General features: G+C 29.8%; 26 protein-coding genes and 1 pseudogene. 7 read left to right on the top strand and 20 right to left on the bottom strand.

All coding sequences use genetic code 11. The annotated features are described in order from the left end of the window. Positions 1-369: 369 nt before the first annotated feature. The 8 genes from H2280_RS01830 to nspC all read right to left on the bottom strand — a co-directional run bounded on the left by H2280_RS01830 (position 370) and on the right by nspC (position 7,777). On the bottom strand, positions 370-585 hold the full coding sequence (locus H2280_RS01830) for a hypothetical protein (protein WP_137623061.1): 216 nt from the start codon (positions 583-585) through the stop codon (positions 370-372). Next, complete coding sequence (locus H2280_RS01825; protein ID WP_137623062.1) at positions 585-803, bottom strand: hypothetical protein; 219 nt, start codon at positions 801-803, stop codon at positions 585-587. The genes H2280_RS01830 and H2280_RS01825 overlap by 1 nt, the downstream gene beginning before the upstream one ends. 363 nt (positions 804-1,166) lie before the next feature. Continuing rightward, positions 1,167-2,063, bottom strand: a complete 897-nt coding sequence (locus H2280_RS01820) for a formate dehydrogenase subunit gamma (protein ID WP_137621606.1) — start codon at positions 2,061-2,063, stop codon at positions 1,167-1,169. Continuing rightward, positions 2,060-2,701 carry a formate dehydrogenase FDH3 subunit beta gene (fdh3B, locus tag H2280_RS01815; RefSeq protein ID WP_137621607.1) on the bottom strand — a complete coding sequence of 214 codons (642 nt, stop codon included), beginning with the start codon at positions 2,699-2,701 and terminating at the stop codon, positions 2,060-2,062. The genes H2280_RS01820 and fdh3B overlap by 4 nt, the downstream gene beginning before the upstream one ends. After that, positions 2,698-5,496 (bottom strand): formate dehydrogenase subunit alpha, encoded by a 2,799-nt coding sequence (locus tag H2280_RS01810; protein ID WP_337215496.1) that lies wholly within the window; start codon positions 5,494-5,496, stop codon positions 2,698-2,700. Before H2280_RS01810 ends, fdh3B begins: the two co-directional genes overlap by 4 nt. Continuing rightward, entirely contained in the window at positions 5,496-5,684 is a 189-nt protein-coding gene (locus tag H2280_RS01805; protein WP_137623065.1) for a twin-arginine translocation signal domain-containing protein, read from the bottom strand. Before H2280_RS01805 ends, H2280_RS01810 begins: the two co-directional genes overlap by 1 nt. Further along, positions 5,671-6,354 (bottom strand): molecular chaperone TorD family protein, encoded by a 684-nt coding sequence (locus tag H2280_RS01800; RefSeq protein WP_137621610.1) that lies wholly within the window; start codon positions 6,352-6,354, stop codon positions 5,671-5,673. Before H2280_RS01800 ends, H2280_RS01805 begins: the two co-directional genes overlap by 14 nt. A gap of 277 nt (positions 6,355-6,631) precedes the next feature. Continuing rightward, positions 6,632-7,777: a carboxynorspermidine decarboxylase gene (gene nspC, locus H2280_RS01795; RefSeq protein WP_337215495.1), complete on the bottom strand. Its 1,146-nt coding sequence runs from the start codon at positions 7,775-7,777 to the stop codon at positions 6,632-6,634. 115 nt (positions 7,778-7,892) lie between these two features. Here nspC and H2280_RS01790 point away from each other — a divergent pair, with 115 nt between their 5' ends. From H2280_RS01790 to H2280_RS01775, 4 genes are all read left to right on the top strand, one after another. After that, positions 7,893-9,434 carry a multicopper oxidase family protein gene (locus tag H2280_RS01790; protein WP_337215494.1) on the top strand — a complete coding sequence of 514 codons (1,542 nt, stop codon included), beginning with the start codon at positions 7,893-7,895 and terminating at the stop codon, positions 9,432-9,434. Beyond that, positions 9,421-9,642: a MoaD/ThiS family protein gene (locus H2280_RS01785; RefSeq protein ID WP_337215493.1), complete on the top strand. Its 222-nt coding sequence runs from the start codon at positions 9,421-9,423 to the stop codon at positions 9,640-9,642. Before H2280_RS01790 ends, H2280_RS01785 begins: the two co-directional genes overlap by 14 nt. Next, the gene (locus H2280_RS01780) at positions 9,642-10,085 is read left to right on the top strand and encodes a molybdopterin synthase catalytic subunit (RefSeq protein WP_137623070.1); all 444 of its coding nucleotides are present in this window, start codon (positions 9,642-9,644) and stop codon (positions 10,083-10,085) included. The genes H2280_RS01785 and H2280_RS01780 overlap by 1 nt, the downstream gene beginning before the upstream one ends. A 178-nt stretch (positions 10,086-10,263) precedes the next feature. Beyond that, entirely contained in the window at positions 10,264-11,454 is a 1,191-nt protein-coding gene (locus H2280_RS01775) for a molybdopterin molybdotransferase MoeA (RefSeq protein WP_337215492.1), read from the top strand. Here H2280_RS01775 and H2280_RS01770 read toward each other — a convergent pair. The 7 genes and pseudogenes from H2280_RS01770 to purM all read right to left on the bottom strand — a co-directional run bounded on the left by H2280_RS01770 (position 11,444) and on the right by purM (position 17,768). Beyond that, entirely contained in the window at positions 11,444-12,808 is a 1,365-nt protein-coding gene (locus H2280_RS01770) for a hypothetical protein (protein ID WP_337215491.1), read from the bottom strand. The two genes, H2280_RS01775 and H2280_RS01770, sit on opposite strands and share 11 nt — an antisense overlap. A gap of 43 nt (positions 12,809-12,851) precedes the next feature. Then, on the bottom strand, positions 12,852-14,153 hold the full coding sequence (locus tag H2280_RS01765; protein WP_337215490.1) for a hypothetical protein: 1,302 nt from the start codon (positions 14,151-14,153) through the stop codon (positions 12,852-12,854). 12 nt (positions 14,154-14,165) lie between these two features. Continuing rightward, entirely contained in the window at positions 14,166-14,720 is a 555-nt protein-coding gene (locus H2280_RS01760) for a hypothetical protein (RefSeq protein ID WP_337215489.1), read from the bottom strand. Between the two features lie 64 nt (positions 14,721-14,784). Beyond that, positions 14,785-14,937: pseudogene (locus tag H2280_RS01755) on the bottom strand (SAM-dependent DNA methyltransferase); the annotation flags it as partial. Positions 14,938-14,989: 52 nt separating this feature from the next. Beyond that, positions 14,990-15,946, bottom strand: coding sequence for a glycosyltransferase family 9 protein (locus H2280_RS01750; protein ID WP_337215488.1), 957 nt, complete (start codon positions 15,944-15,946; stop codon positions 14,990-14,992). A gap of 92 nt (positions 15,947-16,038) precedes the next feature. Then, on the bottom strand, positions 16,039-16,782 hold the full coding sequence (locus H2280_RS01745; RefSeq protein ID WP_337215487.1) for a class I SAM-dependent methyltransferase: 744 nt from the start codon (positions 16,780-16,782) through the stop codon (positions 16,039-16,041). Beyond that, on the bottom strand, positions 16,779-17,768 hold the full coding sequence (gene purM / locus H2280_RS01740; protein ID WP_137623076.1) for a phosphoribosylformylglycinamidine cyclo-ligase: 990 nt from the start codon (positions 17,766-17,768) through the stop codon (positions 16,779-16,781). The genes H2280_RS01745 and purM overlap by 4 nt, the downstream gene beginning before the upstream one ends. A 60-nt stretch (positions 17,769-17,828) precedes the next feature. Between purM and coaE the strand changes: the two genes are divergently transcribed. From coaE to H2280_RS01725, 3 genes are read left to right on the top strand one after another with little or no spacing between them, the layout of a single operon-like run. After that, positions 17,829-18,440, top strand: coding sequence for a dephospho-CoA kinase (gene coaE / locus H2280_RS01735; RefSeq protein WP_137623077.1), 612 nt, complete (start codon positions 17,829-17,831; stop codon positions 18,438-18,440). Next, on the top strand, positions 18,437-19,186 hold the full coding sequence (gene dapF, locus H2280_RS01730) for a diaminopimelate epimerase (protein ID WP_137623078.1): 750 nt from the start codon (positions 18,437-18,439) through the stop codon (positions 19,184-19,186). Before coaE ends, dapF begins: the two co-directional genes overlap by 4 nt. Then, positions 19,161-19,916 carry a glucosaminidase domain-containing protein gene (locus tag H2280_RS01725; protein WP_137623079.1) on the top strand — a complete coding sequence of 252 codons (756 nt, stop codon included), beginning with the start codon at positions 19,161-19,163 and terminating at the stop codon, positions 19,914-19,916. Before dapF ends, H2280_RS01725 begins: the two co-directional genes overlap by 26 nt. On the opposite strand, the gene H2280_RS01720 is transcribed toward H2280_RS01725, so the two are convergent. From H2280_RS01720 to galU, 5 genes are all read right to left on the bottom strand, one after another. After that, on the bottom strand, positions 19,913-20,950 hold the full coding sequence (locus H2280_RS01720; protein WP_337215486.1) for an ATP-binding protein: 1,038 nt from the start codon (positions 20,948-20,950) through the stop codon (positions 19,913-19,915). The two genes, H2280_RS01725 and H2280_RS01720, sit on opposite strands and share 4 nt — an antisense overlap. A gap of 39 nt (positions 20,951-20,989) precedes the next feature. Continuing rightward, positions 20,990-21,892 carry a lipase family protein gene (locus H2280_RS01715; protein ID WP_337215485.1) on the bottom strand — a complete coding sequence of 301 codons (903 nt, stop codon included), beginning with the start codon at positions 21,890-21,892 and terminating at the stop codon, positions 20,990-20,992. Beyond that, positions 21,880-22,329 (bottom strand): Dps family protein, encoded by a 450-nt coding sequence (locus H2280_RS01710; protein WP_337215484.1) that lies wholly within the window; start codon positions 22,327-22,329, stop codon positions 21,880-21,882. Before H2280_RS01710 ends, H2280_RS01715 begins: the two co-directional genes overlap by 13 nt. 127 nt (positions 22,330-22,456) lie before the next feature. Beyond that, complete coding sequence (locus H2280_RS01705; protein ID WP_337215483.1) at positions 22,457-23,677, bottom strand: glucose-6-phosphate isomerase; 1,221 nt, start codon at positions 23,675-23,677, stop codon at positions 22,457-22,459. Continuing rightward, positions 23,671-24,495 carry a UTP--glucose-1-phosphate uridylyltransferase GalU gene (galU, locus tag H2280_RS01700; protein ID WP_337215482.1) on the bottom strand — a complete coding sequence of 275 codons (825 nt, stop codon included), beginning with the start codon at positions 24,493-24,495 and terminating at the stop codon, positions 23,671-23,673. Before galU ends, H2280_RS01705 begins: the two co-directional genes overlap by 7 nt. Positions 24,496-24,595: the final 100 nt, after the last annotated feature.

Genomic DNA, 24,595 nt, shown 5'->3' with positions numbered 1-24,595 from the left:
TGCATCAAAAATCGACAAGATAACCGATTTAATCTTAAGACTTTGAAAGAAAATAATTTTACAAGGTATAAACAATAAGCTTTTAAAACTCATAAAGTAATAAAATTTGATCAGTTTGAGAATATAATTTAATAAAAACCATAAGTGTGAAAAAAGATATCAAAGAGCTAAAAAATATCTTAATTGTTTTAAAAACAAAACCAAGAATGTTAGAAAAAGAACAAAAATAATATAAATACAGAAAATTATGGTTACAAAAGAAAAACACTTACTCTCTAATCAACCACGCTAACTAAGATACTTTTTTATAAAAAAAGAGTGTTATCCGAGTATAAAAGCAGAACAAAGATCACCGTCTTTTATTAAAAATTAAACATATATATCTAGAAACTGATCTTTTTTGCTAGTATCTGCATTTATGGAGTTGCTATTGTCTTTATCTTTTAATTTTGCTTCCTCTTCCTTTTCAGCTTTAGCTTCTACTTTTGCTTTTTTTTCTTGAAATTTCAAAGCTGAAGTTATGCTAATTCTTTTACTTTCGAAATTTGTATCTACTATTCCTCTACAAGCTGTATCAAGTAGCATTAGCAAGTTCCTAGATAATGACAATAGCCTTTTTGGAAAGCAAGTTGATAGATCTCTTTACTACTGCATTTACTAAAATCCATTCCATACTGATAAACTAGAACACAACCTTCGTAATGTGGTTGAACTATAGGCTGTTGAGATACAGTAATTTTATATGCTGAAGCAACACTAGATAATGAAGCAATTAATGCTAAACCTAAGATAATTTTTTTCATTTTAGGCCCTTTCTATGGTTAAAATTTTGATATATAAATAATTATAAAAAACAAAAAATTAATTTAATATTAAACAAGAAAAAAATCAAAAATTTAATCAAAGGTTGAGAAAAATTTACTCATATTGCTGAAACTTTTTCTAAAGATGGATACACTTTTAAATTTTTATAAACCTTTTTTAAGTCTTCCTTAATATTTTTGCAAATTGATTATTTCATCACACCTTTTTATAAGCTTATCTTGATAAGAAATGCAGAAATCGAGAGTCAAGAAAAATTCAGCAATTTATCTTGACTCAAAAATAATTTTAAAAATACTTTTTAATAAAAATTAAAAACAAATACTGATTATTTAAATTATCCATTAGATTTTCTTTTTATCTTCGAGCTCTTTATACCAATAATGATGTAAAATATAAACCTCTTCTTCTTCTTTATAACCAGTGATCATAGAATGAATACTTCCTTTGATTGCAAAAACAGCCATATAAATATGCACTCCAAAAAATACCACACATACAATGCCTAAAATATTATGCACTATAGCAGAAATCCTTAAAAGTTCTATTTGAGTTAAACCTAAAAAATTTTGAATCACAACGGAGTCAAAATCTACAAAATACATAAACAAACCCGTGACAATCATCAAAAAGCCGCCAAATACAGCAATATAATACCAAGTTTTTTGACCAAAATTAAACTTACCTGCAGGAATTGGCTTTTTAACTTTGCTTAAATAACCCCCAACAATCATAAGCCATTTAATATCATAGCTTGCAGGAAGCATTCTTCTAATCCAGCATAAAAACATAGGAATAATAGAAATGATAAATAAAATCATCGCTAAAGCATGTAAATTTTTACAAATTCTAACAAAATTTCCGCCCCCAAAAGTAGATCCAAACATCATAATTAAACCCGTAGGGATTAAAATAATCCAAGAAAGAGCCGCAATAAAATGAAAAATTCTTTCAAATAAGCTAAAAGTGTAAATTTTCTTTCCATTATGAGAAAATTGCTTTGGCCCAATCACCATATAATGCAAAGCAAAAGCACTCAAAGCAGCGATAATAGCGATTAGAGCAATCGTTGCAATATATTCTCCTTGCAAACTCGTCCAAAATTGACCAAAAGTATGATAATTTGGAATATTACTGATTCGATGATGATCCCATATTTGCGTATCTTGTCCCATTCTTTCTTCGCCATAAGCTAATAAATTTACAAAACAAGAAAAAAGCAAGATAAACATTTTTTTCATAAACGTTCCTTTCCTATATAGGCGATCTTCCATTCTATACTTTCTTTAGGTGAAACAATGCCATAGTTTCTATTACTAAGTCTATTTTGATAAATTTCTTCGATTTTTGAACTTTCGCCCACCAATAAAGCCTTAGTTGAACACATAGCCGCACACACCGGTACTTTACCTTCTGCGATACGATTTTGTCCATAAAGCTCTCTTTCTTTTTGTGAATTTGTTTCTTCAGGACCACCTGCACACATTGTACATTTATCCATAATGCCTTTATTGCCAAAAGCACTATCTTTTGGAAACTGTGGAGCACCAAAAGGACAAGCATACAAGCAATAACCACAACCTATACAAATTTCTTTATCATGCAAAACAATACCATCGGCACGTATATAAAAACAATCCACAGGACAAACAATAGAGCAAGGCGCATCATCACAATGCATACATGAAATAGAAGTTGAAACTTCTTTTCCTTGTACGCCTTCATTAAGAGTAATCACGCGGCGGCGGCGGATATTAATAGGAAGTTCATGAGCCTCATCGCAAGCGACCGCACAACCATTACAATCAATACAACGTTCATTATCGCAAAAGAATTTTAAACGATCTTTTTCTAAATTTATAAAATTTTCTTTACTCATTTTCCATCCTTAGAAATGCGACAAAGTCCGCCTTTGGTTTCTGGAATTTGACACATAACATCATAACCATAATTTGTAATTGTATTGGCACTCTCTCCACTCACATAAGGCTTAGTTCCTTCGGGGAAATTATGAGTTAAATCCACCCCTTGCATCACTCCAGTAAAGTGAAAAGGCAAGAAAATCATTTCTTTTGCAATACCTGGATTAAATTTCACTCTAACATGAATTTTTGTTCCCTCTGGAGAATGGATCCAAATCATATCCCCTTTTTGGATATTTTTTTCTTTTGCAAGCTCTGGATTGATCTCACAAAACATTTCAGGCGTTAAACGTGAAAGATACATAGAAGCTCTATTTTCCATACCCGCACCATTTAGATTAACAAGCCTTGCTGTGATGAGATTGAGTGGAAATTCCTTAGAATAATCCTTAGCCTTTTGCATAGAAATAAATTTTGTATCCACGCGATAAAGTGCTTTTTGATCTTCAAAAGTAGGATATTTTTGTACCAAATCATTCCTTGGAGAATGAAGAGGTTCACGGTGAAGTGGAATTTTATCTTTAAAAGTCCAAACAATGGCCCTAGCTTTAGCATTACCATAAGGAACTATGCCTTTTTCCATACATTTATTTGCAATAATATTACTATCATCATAAGACCAAGTTGCACCCATTTTTTCTTTTTCTTCAGCACTTAAAGTAATTCCTAAAATTTTTTCAATATTTTCTTTAGTGATTTGTGGATATCCTGTATCAATAGGTGAATTTAAAGGCGCATTTTTAGCTAATAAACTTTCACCTTCATATTCAAGCCCAAAATTATTTCTAAAGCCCATACCACCTTTTGCTACTTCAACATCCACATTATAAAGCACAGGAGTTCCTGGATGTTTATCACTCCAGCAAGGCCAAGGAAGTCCGTAATATTCACCATCAACCTCATCTTTTCCCTCTAAAGTGACTTCGTTAAATTTATCCCAATTTAAAGTATGTTTTTTAAGTCTTTCAGGACTCCAACCATTTAAACCTATACTTCTAACCGCTCTAGCAATTTCTTTTGTAGCATTTTCAGGCCAAACAATCTCACCTTTTTCATCTCGCAAAGTTTTAGTGAAATCTTCATAAAAGCCAAGCTTTTTAGCAAGTTCAAATAAAATTTCTTGATCTTCCATGCTCTCATAAAGTGGATCAACAACCTTAAATCTCCATTGCGCACTACGATTAGTCGCTGTTACGCTTCCACTGGTTTCAAATTGAGTTGCAGCCGGTAAAAGATAAATTCCATCTTTTCTTTCTGCGATAATACCTGCTTCATTTACAAAAGGATCTGCTAAAACCAAAAGTTCTAAAGCCTCTAAACCTTCTTTAACTTTAGTTTGCTGTGCGGTTGAAGTGATACCATTTCCTAAAACAACTAAAGCTTTTAAAGGCGTTCCTGCATTATCAACCCTATCATTTCCATCTTTGCCATTTAAAGCTGCTGCCCACCATCTAGCAAGAGAAAGTCCGGTTTTATGCATCCAATCTTTGCTGACAAAATTTCCTAAAAGCCATTCATAATCCACACCCCAAATTTTAGCGTAATACCTCCAAGTCGCTTCATTTAAAGGATAATAACCTGGTAAATTTTCACTCAAACAAGCCATATCCGATGCGCCTTGAACGTTATCATGACCACGTAAGATATTAACCCCGCCGCCAAATTTACCTATATTTCCAAGCACCATCTGTAAAATAGGAGCTAAACGTGTATTTGAAGTTCCTACAGAATGTTGAGTTAAACCCATAGCCCATACTAGAGTAGTCGGTTTATTTTTAGCCACTTCATGAGTGATCTCTACTAAAAGCTCTTTAGAAATTCCTGTGACATTTTCAACTTCTTCTGCTGTCCATTTTGCGGCTTCTTCACGAATTTTATCGATTCCAAAAACCCTTTCATCGATATATTTTGTATCCTCTAAGCCCTCATCAAAAATAATTTTTAGCATTCCATACATAAAAGCTATATCAGTTCCTGGACGAATTCTTGCATAAATATCCGCCTTTGCCGCACTTTTTGTAAATCTAGGATCCATAACAATAAGCTTAGCACCCTTTTCTTTAGCTTTTAAGAAATGCCTAAAACCTACTGGATGATTTACTGCAGGATTTGCACCGATGATAATAATACACTTACTTTTTTGTATATCTCCAAGATGGTTTGTCATAGCGCCATAACCAAATGTATTCGCCACACCGGCGACTGTTGCACTATGTCAAATTCGAGCTTGATGATCTACGTTATTAGTTCCAAAAAATGCTGCAAATTTCCTTATATAATAAGCTTGTTCATTATTGAGTTTGGCAGATCCCAAAAACATCACGCTTTCTGGATTTTCTTTACGATAAGTGGCAAGTTTTTCTCCGATCTCGCTTAAAGCTTGTTCATAAGAAATGCGTTTCCACTCTCCATTTTCTTTTTTCATAGGGTATTTTAAACGCACATGAGAACGCACCATATCGATCATATTAGATCCTTTGCAGCAGTGCCCACCTAAACTTATTGGATGATCTTGAGCGATTTCTTGACGTACCCAAACTCCATTTTGCACTTCAGCAATGATGCCACAACCCACAGAACAAGCTGTGCAGATTGTCTTAATTTTTTTGCTTCCCTCAAACGCTTCTTTTAATTCAGTCTTGCTTGCCTCTCTAAGATTTTCACTTCTTGCAAGCAAAGGGGTAGCTAAACTTGAAAGAGCCGCCATTTTTAAAAAATTACGACGATTAAGTTTTATATCAACACTTGACATTATTCAGCCTTTGTATAATAATTTTCCCAATTTGCACTTCTTTGAAAAAGCACTTCTTTTTTCTTACTTTTGCCTTTTACTACATCTTTATTTTCTTCTTTAGCAAAAGCTAAACCGGCACTAGGCAATAAACTAGCACTTCCTAAAGCCAAAGCGGATTTTTTAAGAAATTCTCTACGATTTTGCATTCATCCTCCTTTTTTTATTAGTCTCTCTTCTTAGAATTTCAGATCTTGAAAGATCGTTTTGAACTTTTTTAGAAGTGGTTTTTAAAACTTTACCAAGATCAAAACACGATCTTTCAAATTCTATAAAAGTTGCAAGTATCTTAGCTATTTCTTTATACAAATACGCCTTTTTATGCTCTAAAATTAGCGTGATAAATTCATCAATATTTTGATGAATTAGTTTTTGAAATAACTCCTTAGCTAAATCATCTTCTTTTAATTTTAAAAACTCACTCATTAATAAAAAACAAAATCCTACATTATCTTCACTTTCTTTAAATTTCATTTCATTGCGTCTTAAAATACTTTTTGAAAGAATTTCTCTCACACAAAGTAAGGCTTTTGAATTTTCAAAACCTTCTTCAAGATATGAAAATGTCATAGGAATAGCACTCTTTAAAGATAAAAAAAGTTCTTCATATTCTTTAAAAAATAACTCCAAGTTTTTTTGCGAATTTTGTAATAACAAATCAAAACTATCTAACAAATCTTCATCAAACAAATTTTCTTTCATTACTTCCAAACAACGATACAAAGAATCTAAATGTTGTTTAGAATAAGAAAAAACAAAAAGATCGCCAAAAAATTGATAATAAAGACTTCTTGCTAATCTCAATTGCTCTAAATTCATAATCAATTCCTAAAAATTTAGATTTGTAAAAATCAAATCAGACTTTATTATGCAAATATGACTTAATATAGTCTTTAAATCCTAAATTTCAATAGGTTCTATCTTATTATGATTTGAGTTAAAAAAAACTGAATTTTACTCATTTTAAACACAATCAATCATTAAAAATAAGCAAAATTCATCATTTATAAAATATAGAATTTAAAAATTAATAATGTAAAAAATATCAGTATATTTTTAAGATGAAAAATATTTTATGCAAGATAGAAATAATAAATTAATTCCTTTTTGCATAATCCTCATAAGTAAATTCTCTTATAGTTTTTAAATTCTTATTTTTATCTAAAAACATTAAATTAGGCAATCTTATACCATTAAAAGTTGTATTTTTAACAATAGAATAATGAATTTGATCCAAAAACACAACCTTATCACCCCTTTTTAACTCTTTTTTAAAAGCATACTCTCCCATTACATCACCCGCTAAACAAGTATTGCCTGTTAGCAAATACGCTGTTTCATCTTTTTCCAAAGAAGAAATGTTTTCTCCTTCTCTTGTGCTTAAAATTCTAGCGTCTTGAACTTCACTTGTATAAGGCATGATAATAGTATCTGGCATATGTGCTTCACTTGAAGTATCTAAAATAGCGATTTTCTTTTCATTTTCTACAAGATCAACCACACTGGATACAAGCACACCCGTTTGCCAACCCACAGCTTCCCCTGGTTCCAAATACACTTGAACGCCGTATTTATCGCTAAATTTCTTACAAAGATCAATAAGTTTTTGGATATCATAGCCTTTTTTTGTGATATGATGACCTCCACCAAAATTAACCCATTTCATCTTCTTAATCCATGAAGAAAAATTATTTTCAAATACCTTTAAAACTTGCTCTAAAGCTTGTGCGCTTTCTTCACAAAGAGCATGAAAGTGTAAACCCTCAATACCTTCTAAATTAGCATCCATTAAATCCTTAGCACGAATTCCAAGCCTAGAATATCTTCCGCAAGGATTATAAAGCTCTTTTGGAGCTAAAGAAAATTCAAGGTTGCAGCGAAGTCCAAGGGAATTTTTAGTGCATATATTTTTATATTTTTCAAACTGATATAAAGAATTAAAAACGATGTGATGCGATAAAGAAGAAATTGTTTTGATTTCATCATCTTTAAAAGCTGGAGAATAAGTATGAATTTCTTTATCCATGTATTCTTTAGCAAATTGTGCTTCCCAAAGTCCGCTACAAGTACAACCTTGCAAATATTCTCCGACAATCCTCATCGCTCCTGAAAAAGCAAAGCCTTTAAGGGCTAATAAAATTTTTGCCCCACTTTCTTTACCGACATAAGCTAAAAGTTCGCAATTTTTACGTAATTTATCTTCTTCTAAAATATAAGCTGGGGTTTGAATTTTTCCATACATAAACACTTCCTTATAATTTGCGAAATGATACCAAAAACAAGCCAAATTTTAAATAATTTACTGAGCTTTTAAAAATAATGATTATAATACGATTTTATCATTTAAGGAATTTATAATGAATAGAAGACAATTTTTAAAATTTAATGCTTTAAGTTTAGCAAGTATTGGTATAGCTTATGGTTCCCCTATGCATCAAATGCATCACAATAATACCCCTAATGCCATCAACACTTCTTTTATCAATTTTGCACCTAATGATCTTAAACTTCTTAGCAAGGATCAGTTTCCAAGTGAAAAAAAACTAAAAAAATTAACTTTGCTTAAAAATGAAAGTAAAGAAAAAAATTTTTTCCGCGCTACTATAGAGATTAAAGAAAGCCAAATAGAACTCATCAAAGGCAAAAAAACCAAATGCTACACTTACAATGGTTTAATCCCTGGCCCAAAAATAGAAGTTTATGAAGGCGACACGGTTGAAATTTTAGTCAAAAATCAACTCAAAGAACCTACAACCATACATTGGCACGGAGTTCCTGTTCCTCCTGATCAAGACGGTAGCCCACATGATCCTATTTTAGCAGGAAAGGAAAAAATTTATCGTTTCACATTGCCTTTAAATTCTGCAGGCACATACTGGTATCATCCACATCCTCATTACATCACCTCTAAACAAGTTTATATGGGGCTTGCTGGAATTTTTGTGATCAAGGCTAGAAAAGATGCTTTATCTCATTTTGATGAAAAAGATTTAGTTTTTAGTGATTTAAGACTCGATGAAAACGCGCAAATTCCTGAAAATACTTTAACAGATTGGCTTAATGGAAGAGAGGGTGAATTTGTCTTGATCAATGGACAATATCAACCTAAAATTTCTTTACAAGGTGAAAGAATTCGTCTTTATAATCTTTGTTCAGCAAGATATTTAAACTTAAAAATTCAAAACGCTAAATTTATCTTAGTAGGAACTGATGGTGGGCTTATAGAAAAACCTATAATCAAAGAAGAATTATTTTTAGCTCCTGCTTCAAGAGTGGAAGTTTTCATACAAACGGATAAAAAAGGGGAGTTAAAACTAGAAAGCATTTATTATGATAGAGATAAAATGATGGTTAAGGAAAAGAAAGAAAATTTATTCTTAGCCCATCTTAATATAGAAAAAAATCCTAAAAATCTGCCTTCTACTTTGAGAAAATTTGAAACCTTAAAAGATCCGCAAGATTTCAAAGAAATCATAATGAGTGAAGATCATCACAAAATGCACGGCATGATGAAAAAAAGCAAAGAAGAACAAAAAGCTGCTTTAGCTTCTATGTTTTTAATCAATAAAAAAACCTACGATCTAAACCGCATAGACTTGATTTCAAAGGTTGGAGTTGTTGAGGATTGGATCGTTATCAATGACTCGCACATGGATCATCCTTTTCATATACATGGAACGCAATTTGAACTTATTTCATCGAAACTAAATGGTGATATAAAAAAAGCTGAATTTAGAGCCTTAAGAGATACCATTAACGTGCGTCCAAAAGAAGAATTAAGACTAAGAATGAAACAAGATTTTGTTGGACTTAGAATGTATCATTGTCATATTTTAGAACATGAAGATTTAGGCATGATGGGAAATTTAAAAGTAAAGGAAAATAATGGTAAAAATTGAATTTTTAGGACCCATTAATAAAGCTAGTTTGGAATTAGAAGTTAAAAATTTAAAAGAATTAAAAGAATTTTTAAAACAAGATGAAAGTTTGAAAAAATGGCTTGATCTTTGTGCGGTAGCCTTAAATGACGAAATCATTTTTAATGAAAATACAACTTTTAAAGATGGAGATAAAATCGCACTTTTACCTCCTGTTGGCGGTGGTTGATGGAATACTTTTCACTCCATAAAGGCCCTTTAAATATCCCTGAAATTTATACAAAATGGTATGAATTTAGCATCAAACAAAATTGTGGGGCTTTAATCACTTTTTGCGGCATAGTCAGAGATGATGATAAGGTAGAAGGTTTGAGTTTTGATATTTACGAGCCTTTACTCATTTCTTGGTTTAAAAATTGGCAAGAAAGACTTCAAAAAGAGCCTGTTTATCTTTTATTTGCGCATTCTATTGGCGATGTAAAAGTTGGAGAAAGTTCATATTTTGCAGGTGTTTTAAGCAAACAAAGAAAATTAGGCTTAAAACTTATAAGTGACTTTGTAGAAGATTTTAAAGCTAATGCACCCATTTGGAAATACGATCTTAAACATGGTGAAAGAATTTATGCCCTAGATAGATCAAGTAAGCTTTTAGGGGCTGGAATTTTATCATGATCAAACAAATTTTTAAAGCAACAGCTTTAAGTGATAAAAAACCAAAAAGCGATAAACAAACTTGAAAAATCTTTCCTTTATGGAAAGATTTTCATCGTGTTTTCGGTGCTCCTGATGAAATTTATAGTGTTTATTATGATTATAAAGATTTGGAATTTAAATTGGTAAAGGATAATTAATGTTAATTTCTTATGAAGAAAGTTTAAAAATTTTACATTCTCATATAAAAAGTTATGAAAGAATAGAAAAAATAGCACTCACTCAATGTTTAGGACGTATCTTAGCTTGTGATATTAAAGCTCTTAAAAATCAGCCTGAAATGGAAACTTCGGCTATGGATGGCTATGCGATTAAATTTGAAGATCAAGATAAAGCTTTAAAAATTTTAGGCGCAACCCCTGCGGGCACCATGCCACAATTTGAAGTAACAAATGGAACTTGTGTCAAAACTTTTACAGGCTCTTTGATGAGTTTAGGAAGCGACACGCTTGTTCCAGTTGAAAACGTCCGCATGGAAAAAGATCAAATTTTTATAGAAAAAAGCGTTAAAAAAGGTTTTGCGGTTAGAAAAATTGGAGAAAATTATAAAAAAGATGAAATTTTACTCAAAAAAGGTACAAAATTAAATTATAGTGAAATTGCACTTTTAGCAGAATTAGGCTTTTTTCACATCAGCGTTTTTGTAAAACCAATCATTGGAGTTTTAAGCAGCGGTAGTGAAATCAAAGATCTAGGAGAAACCTTGGACAATCCTGCTCAAATTCGCTCCTCTAATCACATTGCTATCGCTAATTTAGCTAAAAATTTAGCTTGTGATACAAGGGTTTTTCCACTTTTAAAAGATGATGAAAAAGCGACGCTAAAAACTTTAGAAAGTGCTTTAGAATCCTGCGATATTTTAATCACGACAGGCGGAGTTTCTATGGGAGATTTTGATTTTTTGAAAAGCGCTGTTAAAGAGTATGAAATCATCATTGATAAAGTAGATATCAAACCAGGACGCCACATCAAAATCGCTAAAGCAAATCATAAATTCATCATCGCCTTACCTGGTTTTCCATACTCTGCTATGGTGATGTTTAATCTTTATGCAAGAGAGATTTTAAATTCTTGGTTGTGTCAAGAAAAAGATTATATCACTAAAGCTTTCTTGCAAGGAAGTTATAAGAAAAAAACGCCTTATTTAGAATTCGTTGCTTGTAATGTAGAATTTAAAGAGGGACGTATTTTAGTCAATTTAGAAGGGAAAAAAGAAGGCTCTAGTGCGATCATTAACAACCTTAATCACAAGGCTGCGTTAATGATCGTTCCTAAAGAATGTGAAATTTTAGAAAATGAGAGTTTGGTTGATATAGTTTTTATGCCTTAGGCATAATTTTTATCTTCAACCGACTCCAAGCAACAATAGAAAGGATGATATAGATACAATTTAAATTAATACGAAAATAAGTAAATTTTTCTAGATCAAAAAACATTATAAAACTTTTTAAATAAACTTTTATAAAATCATTTAAGCCAAAAAATTTCATAAGATCTTCTAATTGAGAAATTACCAGCACATTATCTATTGGGTAAAAATGATAAGCAAAGAAAAAAATATAAACTACAAAAAAGATTTTCATGCTGCTTATTTTGACTAGTTCTTTAAAAAAGAAAAATGCTGATGTAATACTTAAAATCAAAGATAAGGCACTACAAAGAAAAAACCCATATAAAGATGTAAAATAATCATATAGCGGAATCACATATAGCGGAATCAAATGACTACCGATACAATCAAAAACCATCCACGAAATAAAAAACAATAACATTTTATACGATCGTATCTTTTTACAAAGTAATAAAATAGATATAAAAGAAAATATATAAAAAAGACATTCTAAAACAATTGCAATTGCTTTAGGGGAAAAAATCGACTCGAAATTAAAAACTTCTATTTCTGAGAAAAAAATATAAGGGAAAATAAAATCATAAACAATCTGAACACTAGTGTTCAAAAGAAAATTTGATATTAAAGCAAAAATCATTATAATTTTAATAAGCTTTAATCCTTGAGTAGTTGTTGTATAATTTTCTTCTTTCATCCCTTCATCAAAGCTTTCAAAATTTAACCAAGCTAAAACATAATAAATAAACCCTATAATTAAAAATAAAGCTGCTATAAAAATTAAGATTGAAGCACCAATTGAAAAAAAGGCGTTATTCTCATCAAATCCTCTATCTAAAAGCACATTAAGTATATAAGAAAGAGAAAAATCAACATTTAAATTTAATAAAAATAAACCTATGCTCACACTTACAACAAATATAAATAAACCTATAAAAAACAAATTAAAAGCTTTGATAAAATATTTTTGATGGGTTACTCTTGCGATTTCATAAAATATATTCTTGACAAATTTATAAGATAATAAACAATCAATAATCATACATACTGCAATTATTTCCACTACATGTTCAAAACTTATATGACCGGTTGGATGCAAAATTAAAATAGCAAATGAAAAGAAAATTAAATTTATAAATATGGCAATAAAAAAATTACTGAATAAATTCTTAGCACCGGCATGAATTTTAAGTTTATAAAAAACAATGATAAATAAAATAGAGCTAACTAAACTAAAATATAAACCTACCATAGGAGTAAAACCTAACAAGCCAAGCATTAAACCTATAAGAGCAAAAATTTTCACATTTCTAGCGATTTTTTGTCGATTTTTCATAGATTTTCCTTGTAAAAATAATTCAAACTTTTAGTTGATTAGTTTATGCCTTAGGCATAATTTTTATTTTCAACCGACTCCAAGCAACAATAGAAAGGATGATATAGATGCAATTTATCAAATCAATTAAAACTACAGGATAAGATTCTACAAGATCGCTTAAACTAAAAAAATCTAGTAAATATCCCGAATCAGAAAATCTTAAAAAACGATCTATTAAAATATCTGCTATTGGTTGAAACCAAACATAAAAACCACAAATAAATAAAAAACTAAAAACTACAAAAAAGATTTTCATTCCACTTATTTTGACTAGTTCTTTAAAAAAGAAAAATGCTGATGTAATACTTAAAATTAAAAATAAGGCACTACAAAGAAAAAACCCATATAAAGATGTAAAATAATCAAATAGCGGAATCACATAGCTACCGATACAACCAAAAACCATCCACGAAATAAAAAACAATAACATTTTATACGATCGTATTTTTTTGCAAAGCAGCATGACAGATATAAAAGAAAGTGTATAAAAAAGACAAATTCCAGTAATATTAACAATTTGCATAGAATTAGAAAGAAAATTCAAACCATTGAAAATAAACTTAAAATCAACCCATAAGCCAATATTTAAAATAAAATTTAATGATAAATTAGAAATCATTATAATTTTGATAAGTTTTAATCCTTGAGTGGTTGTTGTATAGTTTTTTTCTTTTTTCTCTTCATCAAAGCTTTCAAAATTTAACCAAGCTAAAGCATGATAAATAAAACTTACAAGAGAAAATATAACTCCCACACAAAGCAAAATCGAAGCAACTGCTAAGATAGAAATACTTTTAAAATCTATATTGCCACCTATAGGAACGAAACCTAGATTAATAACTTTCATTTCTAAATTCCCTAAAGATAAACCCATGCCTACAATAAAGATTAACAAACCTATAAAAAACAACTTAAAAGCTTTGATAAAATATTTTTGATGAGTTACTCTTGCGATTTCATAAAATATATTTTTGACAAATTTATAAGATAATAAATAATCAAAAATCATACATGCCGTAATTAGCACTATCATATATTCATTGCCTATCATACCTTTTGCATGTAAAATTAAAAATACAGGCATTAAAAAAGCTAGATTAATACCTATTATACTAAACAAATTACTAAATAAATTCTTAGCACCGGCATGAACTTTGAGTTTATAAAAAACAATGATAAATAAAATAGAGCTAACTAAACTAAAATATAAACCTATCATAGGAGTAAAACCTAACAAGCCAAGCGTTAAACCTATAAGAGCAAAAATTTTCACATTTCTAGCGATTTTTTGTCGATTTTCCAATAAGATTTCCTTTTATTTTTTTGAGTTTAAATCAATTTGATTTTCTATATTATTTATTTCTATCTCTTCATCAAAACTTTTAAATTTAATCCAAGCTAGGATATGATAAATAAAACCAATGAAAATAAGTATAATTGGAAAGACAAGAAATATTGTTAACATACCTATAAAATACATATAAAAAGCTTTGATAAAATATTTTTGATGAGTTACTCTTGCGATTTCATAAAACATATTCTTAGCAAATTTATAAGAAACTGCTAACACGATAACATACAATAAAAATTCTACAACTAGGATAGTAATGTCTTGACTATGAAAAGCATACCTCAAAATAATTTCAATGATGACGCCAAGCACAACAATACCCACTATGCTAAAAAAATTAATAAATAACTTCTTAGCGCCAGCATGAACTTTGAGTTTATAAAAAACAATGATATATAAAATCCAACTAGCTATATTAAAGAGAGGGCCTATTAAAGGTATTATAGCCAACACACTGAGAGTTAAACTTGTAAGAGCAAAAATTTTCACATTTCTAGCGATTTTTTGTCGATCTTCCATAAATTTTCCTTGTAAAAAAAATAATTTAAGCTTTTTATTATATATAAATCATTTTAAATCTAGTTTATCTTATAGTTTTTAAGATGCCAACAAATAACTCTTTAGCTTTTTCTTGATTTTGTTTTAATTCCTCTAAAATTTCTTCCACTTCACGCAAAGATTTTTCTTCTTTAACATTTGGATTTTTAGCGCTTAGATCATAATTTCTATTTGACAAAGTATTCCAATAAAAATTATCCAGAAAATCTCTATATTTTAACGAACAAATTTTAATCAATTAATTGCTTTAACCTATCTAAACATTCCTCAATGATTTCATCAATCTCTTCCTTGATTAACTCTTTTTGTGGTTTTGGGATAAAAACATAATTTTTATTAAAAGTTGGCCATTGCACATCATCCTTATAAGGATATAAACCTATGCTTGGGATTTCAAGATTGGTAGCAAGGTGAATCGTTCCTGTACTAGGACTAATCAAACATTTAGAGTAGCTAAGCAAGGCGACTAAATTTAAAATATCCTCATTATTTTTAAAAATAAAAATTTGTTTATTTAACAAAGTATCTAAGCTATTTATTTGCTCCATAAATTCTTGATGGACTACTTCATAGGTAGGAATGATAACTTTTTTCATCAAACTGGCTTTACAAATTAAAGTGATGTAATCTTGAATGCTTAGATTATATGAAGTTGTGATAGCAAAAGGATTGATCACGATAAAATCTTTTTCTTTTAACTTGTAAGAATTTAAGAAATTTTGAATAAAAATTTCATTCTCGGCTGAAATTTTGATTCTAGTATCAAAGGATAAATTTTTAATTTTTTCATCAAAAAGTTTTGGATTGATTTTTCTTATACAATATGGCATTCTTGTTTTTATACTTTTATTTCTAAAAAATCGCTTCTTAAAACTAAAAGTGATGCAACGCGGATGAAAAAAACTTATCCATTTAAGTCTAGCAATGATATACTTAGCATTACTTTGCAATAAGAATTTAATTTCAAAAGATCTAGAATGATATGGAATAATATAATCAAAATGATAAGAATTAATTTTTTCTAAAATCGAAGTTAGATTTTCACTTTTAAAAGGATTGATCACTTCAAATCCATCAACAAAATCTAAACTTTCTACAAGAGTTTGGATATTTTTTCTACAAAATATAATCACCTTGGCATTAAAAATTGCTTTGAGCACATAAAGCATTTTTAAACTTGCAATCATATCTCCTATAGCATAAGGACAATAAAATCCTACGCAAAGTTGCTTATACCCCCCCCCGTAAATCTATACTTTTCATTATTTATCTCCTTTTCTTAATTGATACATTCACATAAAAACATTTCACTTGTATCATCTTTAGCAATTCTTTTATCAAAAGAAGAATATATAAAAAAGCACTCAAAGTCAAGCTCTTGTAAAATATTTTTTATTTCCTCTAAATCATAAAGATGGATTTTAAAATCCATAGTTTCACTTTTTAAAAGCTTATCTTTATCGTATAATTCATAAATTGAAGGTGAAAATTGAGTCTTTGTAAGCTCATCATAATGATTTTTACTTTTCAAAAACAAGTCAAAATTTTGCTTTGTTTTAACACTAACGCTTATTTTATAATCCTCATCATCTTTACATTTTGTCGCTATAGTGTCAAGCGCAAAGACCAATCTTCCACCTTTTACCAAAAAAGATTTTAGTTTTTTTAAAAACTCTTTACACTCATTTACATCACCAATCAAACAAATCGAACCCGAACTTATAAAAATATAATCAAAACGTTCATGAGTAAAAAAATCTAAAACATCACTCTGTATAATCTTTGCGTTTGGCTCTTTTTCTTTTAGTTTTTCCAGCATAAAAATAGAATTATCTACCCCGCTAATATCAAAACCGCGCTCTATAAAAGGGAGTAAAAAACGTCCACTTCCGCACATCATTTCTAAAATTTTATACTCTTTTTTAGCATAAGAAAGATAAAAATTTAATTCATCTTCAGGAGCCTTTGTATGCAAAATTTCATACATTTGCGTGCATAAAGCATCGTAATAATTTGCTTTCACTCTAAAACTATACCTTCATTGATCACAATTTCACCGATGATAAAAGCATCACTTGCCTCTAAAACCTTGCTTACATTTGATGGATCAACCACCATCACTAAACCAACACCCATATTAAAACTTCTATACATTTCATTTTCTTCAACCGCTTCGCCTATGGTATAGAAAATTTCAGGGGTTTTAAGATGATGTTTTCGGATGATTGCTCCCATTCCACGCGGTAAAACACGCGGTAAATTTTCAACCAAGCCTCCACCAGTAATATGTGCTAAAGCATTGATAAAAGGTTTTAAAGTAAGAAATTCACGCACATAAATTCTTGTAGGCTCCAATAAAACATCGATTAAATTTTTTCCTTCTACTTTATCATCAAACTTCATCTTTAAACTTTCAAAAAGCACTTTTCTAGCTAAAGAATAGCCATTAGAATGAAGTCCAGAACTTGGAAGTGCTAATAAAATATCACCATTTTTTACAAATTTGCTTCGATCGATTTCATCTTCTTCAGCCATGCCCACAGCAAAACCCGCAAGATCAAAATCATCTTTTGCATACATTCCAGGCATTTCAGCAGTTTCACCGCCGATTAAAGCACAATTTGCCAACTTACAACCCTTAGCGATCCCTTCAACAACAACTTTTGCAACATCCACTTCTAATTTAGCCGTAGCATAATAATCCAAAAAGAATAAAGGCGTAGCAAAATTGCAAATAAGATCATTCACACACATCGCAACCAAATCTTGCCCTATGGTGTCGTATTTTTTTGCGTCTATAGCTAAGCGAAGTTTAGTCCCAACTCCATCTGTAGCACTTAACATCACAGGCTTTTTAAAGCCACTTGGCATTCTAAAAGCACCTGAAAAAGATCCTATGCCACCGATAACATTTTCATTAAAAGTTTCTTTTACAAGTGGCTTTATAGCTTCAACAAAAGCATTACCGTTATCTATACTTACTCCAGCATCTTCGTATGAAATTTTCATTAATTTTCCTTTAAGAAATAAAAAGTTATTTTAACGAAAAAAGTTTTAATAAGGCATAAGATGAAGAATGCTTTTTTTGTAACCGCTTCAATCGCTTGCGGCAAAAGCACTTTTATACAAATTGCAAATTCTATGGGATTTCAAAGCATCAGCGCAGATGAAATCGCTCATGAAATTTTAGATCAACACTCTTTAGAACTTGCACAAATGTTTTCAAAATTCAATACAAAAAATCAAAAATTATTAAAAGAAAACAAAAAAATCGATAGAAAAATTCTTGGTAGTATCATTTTTAACGATCAGGAAGCAAAAAAAATATTAGAAGATTTTACCCACCCAAAAATCAGAATGCAAATTTTAGAGCAAATGCAAATTTTAGAAAAACAAAATAAACCCTATTTCGTTGAAATTCCACTTTTTTTTGAAAGCAAAGCTTATGAGAATTTAGGCAAAGTGATCTTGATATATTCTCCTAAAGAATTAAGCCTAGAAAGACTTATGAAAAGGGATAATTTAAATTTAAAAGCTGCCAAAGAAAGGCTTTATTCTCAAATGGATATCGAAGAAAAACTTAAAAAAGCGGATTTGATTATAAAAAATACTGGCTCTTATGCCGATTTTGAAAAAGAATGCATACTGACGATTAAAAAAATCTCCAAAGGAATAATTTGAAATTTTATAAATATTGTGCTAATGGCAATGATTTTATCATTACAAATGCTGATAAAAAAGAAAATAGAAGTGAATTAGCTAAAGAAATTTGCGATCGCTATAAAGGCATAGGTGCAGATGGTTTTATCGTGATCTTGCCTCATGAAAAATACGATTTTGAATGGGAATTTTATAACAATGATGGCTCTTATGCAAGTATGTGTGGCAATGGCTCAAGGGCTGCGGCACATTTTGCACATCATATCAATAAAACACCATCAAAAATGACTTTTTTAACTGGAGCAGGTGTGATCAAGGCCGAAGTTGAAAATGATTTGGTAGAAATTTCATTTGGACAAGTTAAAAATATAAAAAGCCCATTTGAAGAATTTGGAAAAACTTGGCAAATTTGCGATACTGGAGTGCCACATTTAGTACATTTTTGTAAAAATTTAGATGAATTTGATATCATACTTTGTGAAAAAATGAGAAAAAAGTATGATGCAAATGTCAATTTTGCAAAAATCATAAATGAAAATTCCTTAAAGGTACGAACCTTTGAACGCGGTGTCGAAAATGAAACTTTAGCTTGTGGAACAGGAATGGGAGCTTGTTTTTATCTTGCATTTTTAGAGCAAAAAATTCAAGATAAAGCTAGCGTATTTCCAAAAAGCGGAGAAAAAGTTGATTTTAGATTAGAACATGAAGAATTGTTTTTTAAAGGAAAGGTAAGATACTGTTTTGAGGCGAATTATAATTTTTCTTAGTCTTTTTTTGAGTCAAATTTTTGCTACATCAAATTTAGAAGATGGCTTTGGGGAAGATTATTATAACTTAAGCATAGAAGAAAAAAGGCAAGTTTTTTTTGTCAAAATGAATGCGATGTTTGATGAAAGTTTTAAAGAAATCGCTAAAGAGCAAGATTTCATCGATGCATTTTTTAAATACGAATTTCAAAATGGCTTTAGATTGGCCAATCAACAAGCTTTTGCCAAACTTTTAGAACTCAAAGAAAAATATCGAGTGCAAAATCTTTTTGATTATTACGAGTATAAAAAAAGAATCGCTCCTATCCCAAAATCTATGGGCATAGCACAAGCTTTAGTTGAAAGCGCAACCGGCACTAGTCGTTTTGCAAAAGAAGCAAACAATCTTTTTGGGGAATGGACTTGGGGTGATAAAGGCTTGATTCCTGATCTAAGACATCCTAATAAAAAGCATAAAATTAAAATTTTTGATTCTTTACAAGATAGTGTTAATTCTTACGTTTTAAATTTAAACAGACATTTTGCTTACGCTAATTTTAGAGAAGCAAGGTATCAAGATATGAAAGAAGGCAAACTTATAAAAGGCTTTGAAGCTATAAGAACCTTGCACGCTTATTCAGAACGTAAAGATTTTTATATCGATATCGTAACAAAGGTCATGGATAAATATCATCTTGAAAAATACGATAATCTTAATTCTAAGCCAAGCTTAGATCTTTTTAAAAATTAAAAACCAAGTGCGAATTTATCAAAAGGCAAAATTTCAAATTTAACCCCTTGCTCTAAAAAACTATCTTCACTCGAAAGGGTGATAAATATCACATTATAAATTCCTAATTCTAAAGCCTTAGAAACGATTTTTCTTGCACGAATTTTAATCAAATCAATATCCAAAGTCGGACTAGAAATATAAGCGATTTTTAACTCTTTGCTAAAAAAATGAAAATATTTATTGTAAAAAAAATCTTCTTGAAATTTAAAAAGCTCATTTAAAATCACATTTTCAAATAAATGCGCAAAATCCTTATAAATGCAAAGATTATTCCTTAAACCAAAATCTCTAAAATAAATCTTTTGAAGTTTTTTTTCACCATGCATAATAGGATAAATAATATAACGATTTTCAAGCTCTTTTATGGCATGATAAACACTGTCTTTTGAAGTTTTTATCTTTGTTTTAAACTCTAAAAATAACTTAGAAATGCTGATTTGTTGCCCTAAATTTTTGGCTAAATATTTTAAAATTTCAAGCTCTAAAAAGTTAAAACTTTGCTTTAAAAGCTCATTTTTTTGGCTCAATTCACTGCGTCCAGTTTGCAAAAAAAGCCCTACTAAGTGATTAATGGGTAGATTTTTTTTATTGATACTTATGAATTCTTCAAAATCAAAATAATCAAGCCAAAGTTCTTTAAAATCTTTAAAATGTAAATCTTTTTTATCTGTGCTTACTATAATAGGAATTTTGATATCTTGCAAATCCGAAGTAAAATCAAGATCATAAAGACAAAGAATTTTGATTTGATGATGATTTTGTAAAAAAACTCCAAGTTGTTTTAAACTCTCTTTTTCAAAACGTATATCACTTAAATTTAAAAATAAAATTTCTTCGGGTTTAAATTGGGATAGATAATTAAAAATTAAGGTTTTTTTACCTGATTTTTTAGGGCCTTTAAGGATGATATTGGCTTGTGAAATTTGCACTTTTCTTTCATAGCTTATTTCAAATTTGGGTGCATTTTCATAGAAAAAATTCAATACTTTCATTTTTTTCCTTTTAAAAAGGATATTATAATAATTTTTTCTTCATAAAAGTTTTAAAACTTTATAAATCATCACAGGACAAAGTCTTGGATGATGCAATCTTGTTCCTAAATTTAAGATGATCTCATTTCCCTTCTTAGAGTACAAGGCTTGGACAAAATTAAAATGATGCCAACAAATTTGCTCCTTAGGCAAATGATGGGTATAAAAATGATAAGAATTATTTTTTATATGTAAGCTGTTATTTTTTATATTTTTAGAAAGCCCAGGAGCTTGAAAGGTATAAATTCTATCTACAGCAAATCCTAAACGCGCCATAAAAATTTGTGCTAAATATCCCCCTAAAGAATGCCCTACTAGAGTGATTTTTTTAAATTGAAATTTTAATTTGAGTTTTTTATAAAAAGAGCAAAGAGATAAATATTGTGCTTTGGGGATTTTGTGATTTAAAATTAAAAAATCACTCCAAATATCTCCAAGATCAAATTTAATCGGCCTTAAATCACTCCCAACAATGGCTAAAATAAATTCTTGAGTGTTTCTATCTTGAAACAAACTCGCTCTAAAACCACCTTTAGATTCTAAGAAATTTTCATTAATATGAGCGAGTAAAACGAAATTTTTTATAAAATAAAATGCCACAAAAGGATCAAATTTTCCTATGGCTATACCATTTTTATAAGAAAAATTTGTTAAAACCCTAAAGAGTTCTTTTTGGCCAACTTTAACAAAGATATCTTTTAAATCTAAATTCAAATAAGCAGCATGAGAAAGCAAAGAATAATGATACATTTGGATCAAATATTGTTTATTTTCTTGAAATTTAGAGTGTAATTTTTCTTTGAAATTTAATTCTTGACGAGTTAAAGATTTTTTAGATGATAAATTTAAAAAAGTATCAAAATCATAAAGGGGTAAAAACCCCTTTATGATTACATTTTGCAAGTGTTTTGTAAAGTGGAGCTAAGCATCCAAAGACTTTTTTCATATTTTGCAATATTTTCCTGTGCAAATGCGGCTGTAGTTGTATCTCCTTCTTTTTCCGAAGCCTCATTTAACTTTTTAAATTCAGCCAAAAGATACTCATAATCTTGTTTGATTAACTCGATCACTTCAGTTGGTGTAAAGCAATCTTTACCCACTTTAGGACTTTTTGCATTTTCCATTAAAACTTTTTGGCAAGTGATCGCTTTTTCACCAAGTTGTAAAATCCTTTCAGCACAATCATCAAAAAGCTCTGCCATTTCTTCATAAGCTTTTTCTGTATATTCATGGATTGAAAAAAATTGCAAACCTTTTACATTCCAATGATAATTATGGAATTTAATCCATAAGTGATGAGCATCCGCTTGCATTTGTAATAATTGTTTAACAACTGACATTTTAAACTCCTTTTTTAATTTTTGAAAATTATAACATAAAATTCTTAAATAATAATTATTATTAGTTAAAAATTTATATCATATAATTTATCTAATAACTATTATACTCTTTTTATTTAAAAAATGGTTAGGATTTTAAAATATTTTTTAAAATCAATTTCCCCACTTCAACACCAGGCTGATTGTAGGTATTAATACCTAGCATTATGCCACAAGCTGAGGTAAAAAGCTCATAATAATACATCAAATAACCCGCATGCCAAGCATCAAGTTTTTCCATTTCTATAACATCTACGCTTAAATTTTCAGAAATCAAAGCATGCATTGTCGCATCACATTGTGCGTTTAAAAGATCGTGTAAATTGACTTTATTACTCAAAGAATCTAAAAATTTAAAATGAATATCAGGAATTATAGGCGATTTTTCATTGTCTTTTACTTTTAAAAAAGTGATGGTTTTATTTTTTGGGCCATCCATGATTAATTGCAAGAAACTATGCTGATCCCTTGCACCTATTAAAGCAATGGGCGTAAGTCCTATGCGTTTATAACCTTGCTTTTTTCCAAGACTTTCTGCGATTAATTGAATATACCACTCATTAAAACCCTTAAAAACATCATCATAGGAAAAAAGTACATTGATATTTGCATTTTTATGCGTGCAATAATGATAAGCCTTTTGTAAAATTTCTTCTTTTTTATGGATAAAAAAATCATCAAAACAAGCCTTAGCACCTTCTAAAAGAGCTTTTACATCATAGCCACAAAAACAAAGTGGCACAATACCAACAGCTGAAAGAATGCTAAAGCGTCCCCCAACATTTGAAGGAATAAAAAAACTTTTAATGCCTAAATTTTCACCTTCTTGATGCAATTTAGAATTCTCATCCGTAATAAAAACAAAATATTTTTTTAAATTAGAAATTTCAATCTTAAAATAATCAATGATCAATTTAAAAAGCGAAACAACCTCTATAGTGCTACCTGTTTTACTTGTGATTAAAAATAAACTTTCTTCTAAATTGAGTTTTTCCAGTACAGAAAATAAAGAATAAGTACTTGTATTATCAAGGATAAAAAGCTCTTTATCCTTGCTTTTTTGATTTAAAAGCATATCTTTTAAAGCCTTAACTCCGCAACTTGATCCGCCCATTCCAATCAAAACAATATTTCTAACATGATCTTGTTTTTTGATAAATTCTAAACTTTCTTCAACGAGTGGCAAACTCGTATTAAAAAGATGATAATACCCTATTTCACCGCTTTGAACCTCATCATTGATGCGATAAGCATAAGAAGTAATGGTAGAAAATTCTACTTTTTTAAAAAAAATCGAATTTTTTAGCATTTGCTCTTCTCATAAAAATAATTTGTCGCCTCGACAAAACCTTCAACACTACCGCAATCAAAACGCCTTCCCTCAAATTTATAAGCCAAAACCATACCACTAGTTGCTTGCGTTAAAAGTGCGTCTGTAAGTTGAATTTCTCCATTTTTACCCGCGTTTGTATTTTCTAAAATTCCAAAAATATCCGGAGTTAAAATATATCTTCCAATAATAGCTAAATTACTCGGAGCTTCATCAGGATCAGGCTTTTCTATCATAGAATTTACCATGATCAAATTCTCCTCTACTGTATTTCCAGCGATCACTCCATAATTACAAACTTGTTCTTTTGGTACCTCCATAACCGCTATAACAGTACAACGATATTTTTCATAAATCTTAACCATTTGTGCCATTACATTTAAGCCGTTTTCATTCACGCATAAATCATCAGCTAAAATAACCCCAAACGCTTCATCTCCCGCCAAAGGCTTTCCTTTAAGCACGGCATCACCTAAACCACGCATTTCATTTTGACGTGTAAAAGTAAAGGTACATTGATCAATTAAAGATCGTATGTCTTTAAGTAAGTATTCTTTTTTTGTCCCAGAAATTTGATGTTCTAATTCATAAGAAATATCAAAATAATCCTCTAAAGCTCTCTTACCTCTTCCTGTGACAAAGCCCATATTATCCATTCCAGCTTCTAAAGCCTCATCAACTCCATAATGGATTAAGGGTTTAGTAAGTATAGGCAACATTTCTTTAGGCAGACTTTTCGTAGCAGGTAAAAATCTAGTCCCATAACCAGCCGCAGGAAAAATACAAGTTTGAAGCATAATAATCCTTTATTTTTAAACTAAAATCAATAACGATTTTCTATTAACATTTTTTAAATTAAAATTGAATTTTAATCTTAAAAAGCGATTTTACAAAAAT

It is taken from the genome of Campylobacter sp. 2457A (genome assembly GCF_020135895.1).
In the GTDB taxonomy this organism is placed as follows: domain Bacteria; phylum Campylobacterota; class Campylobacteria; order Campylobacterales; family Campylobacteraceae; genus Campylobacter_D; species Campylobacter_D taeniopygiae.
Note: the sequence above shows the minus strand (reverse complement) of the source record. Positions and strands in the feature narration are given on the sequence as shown.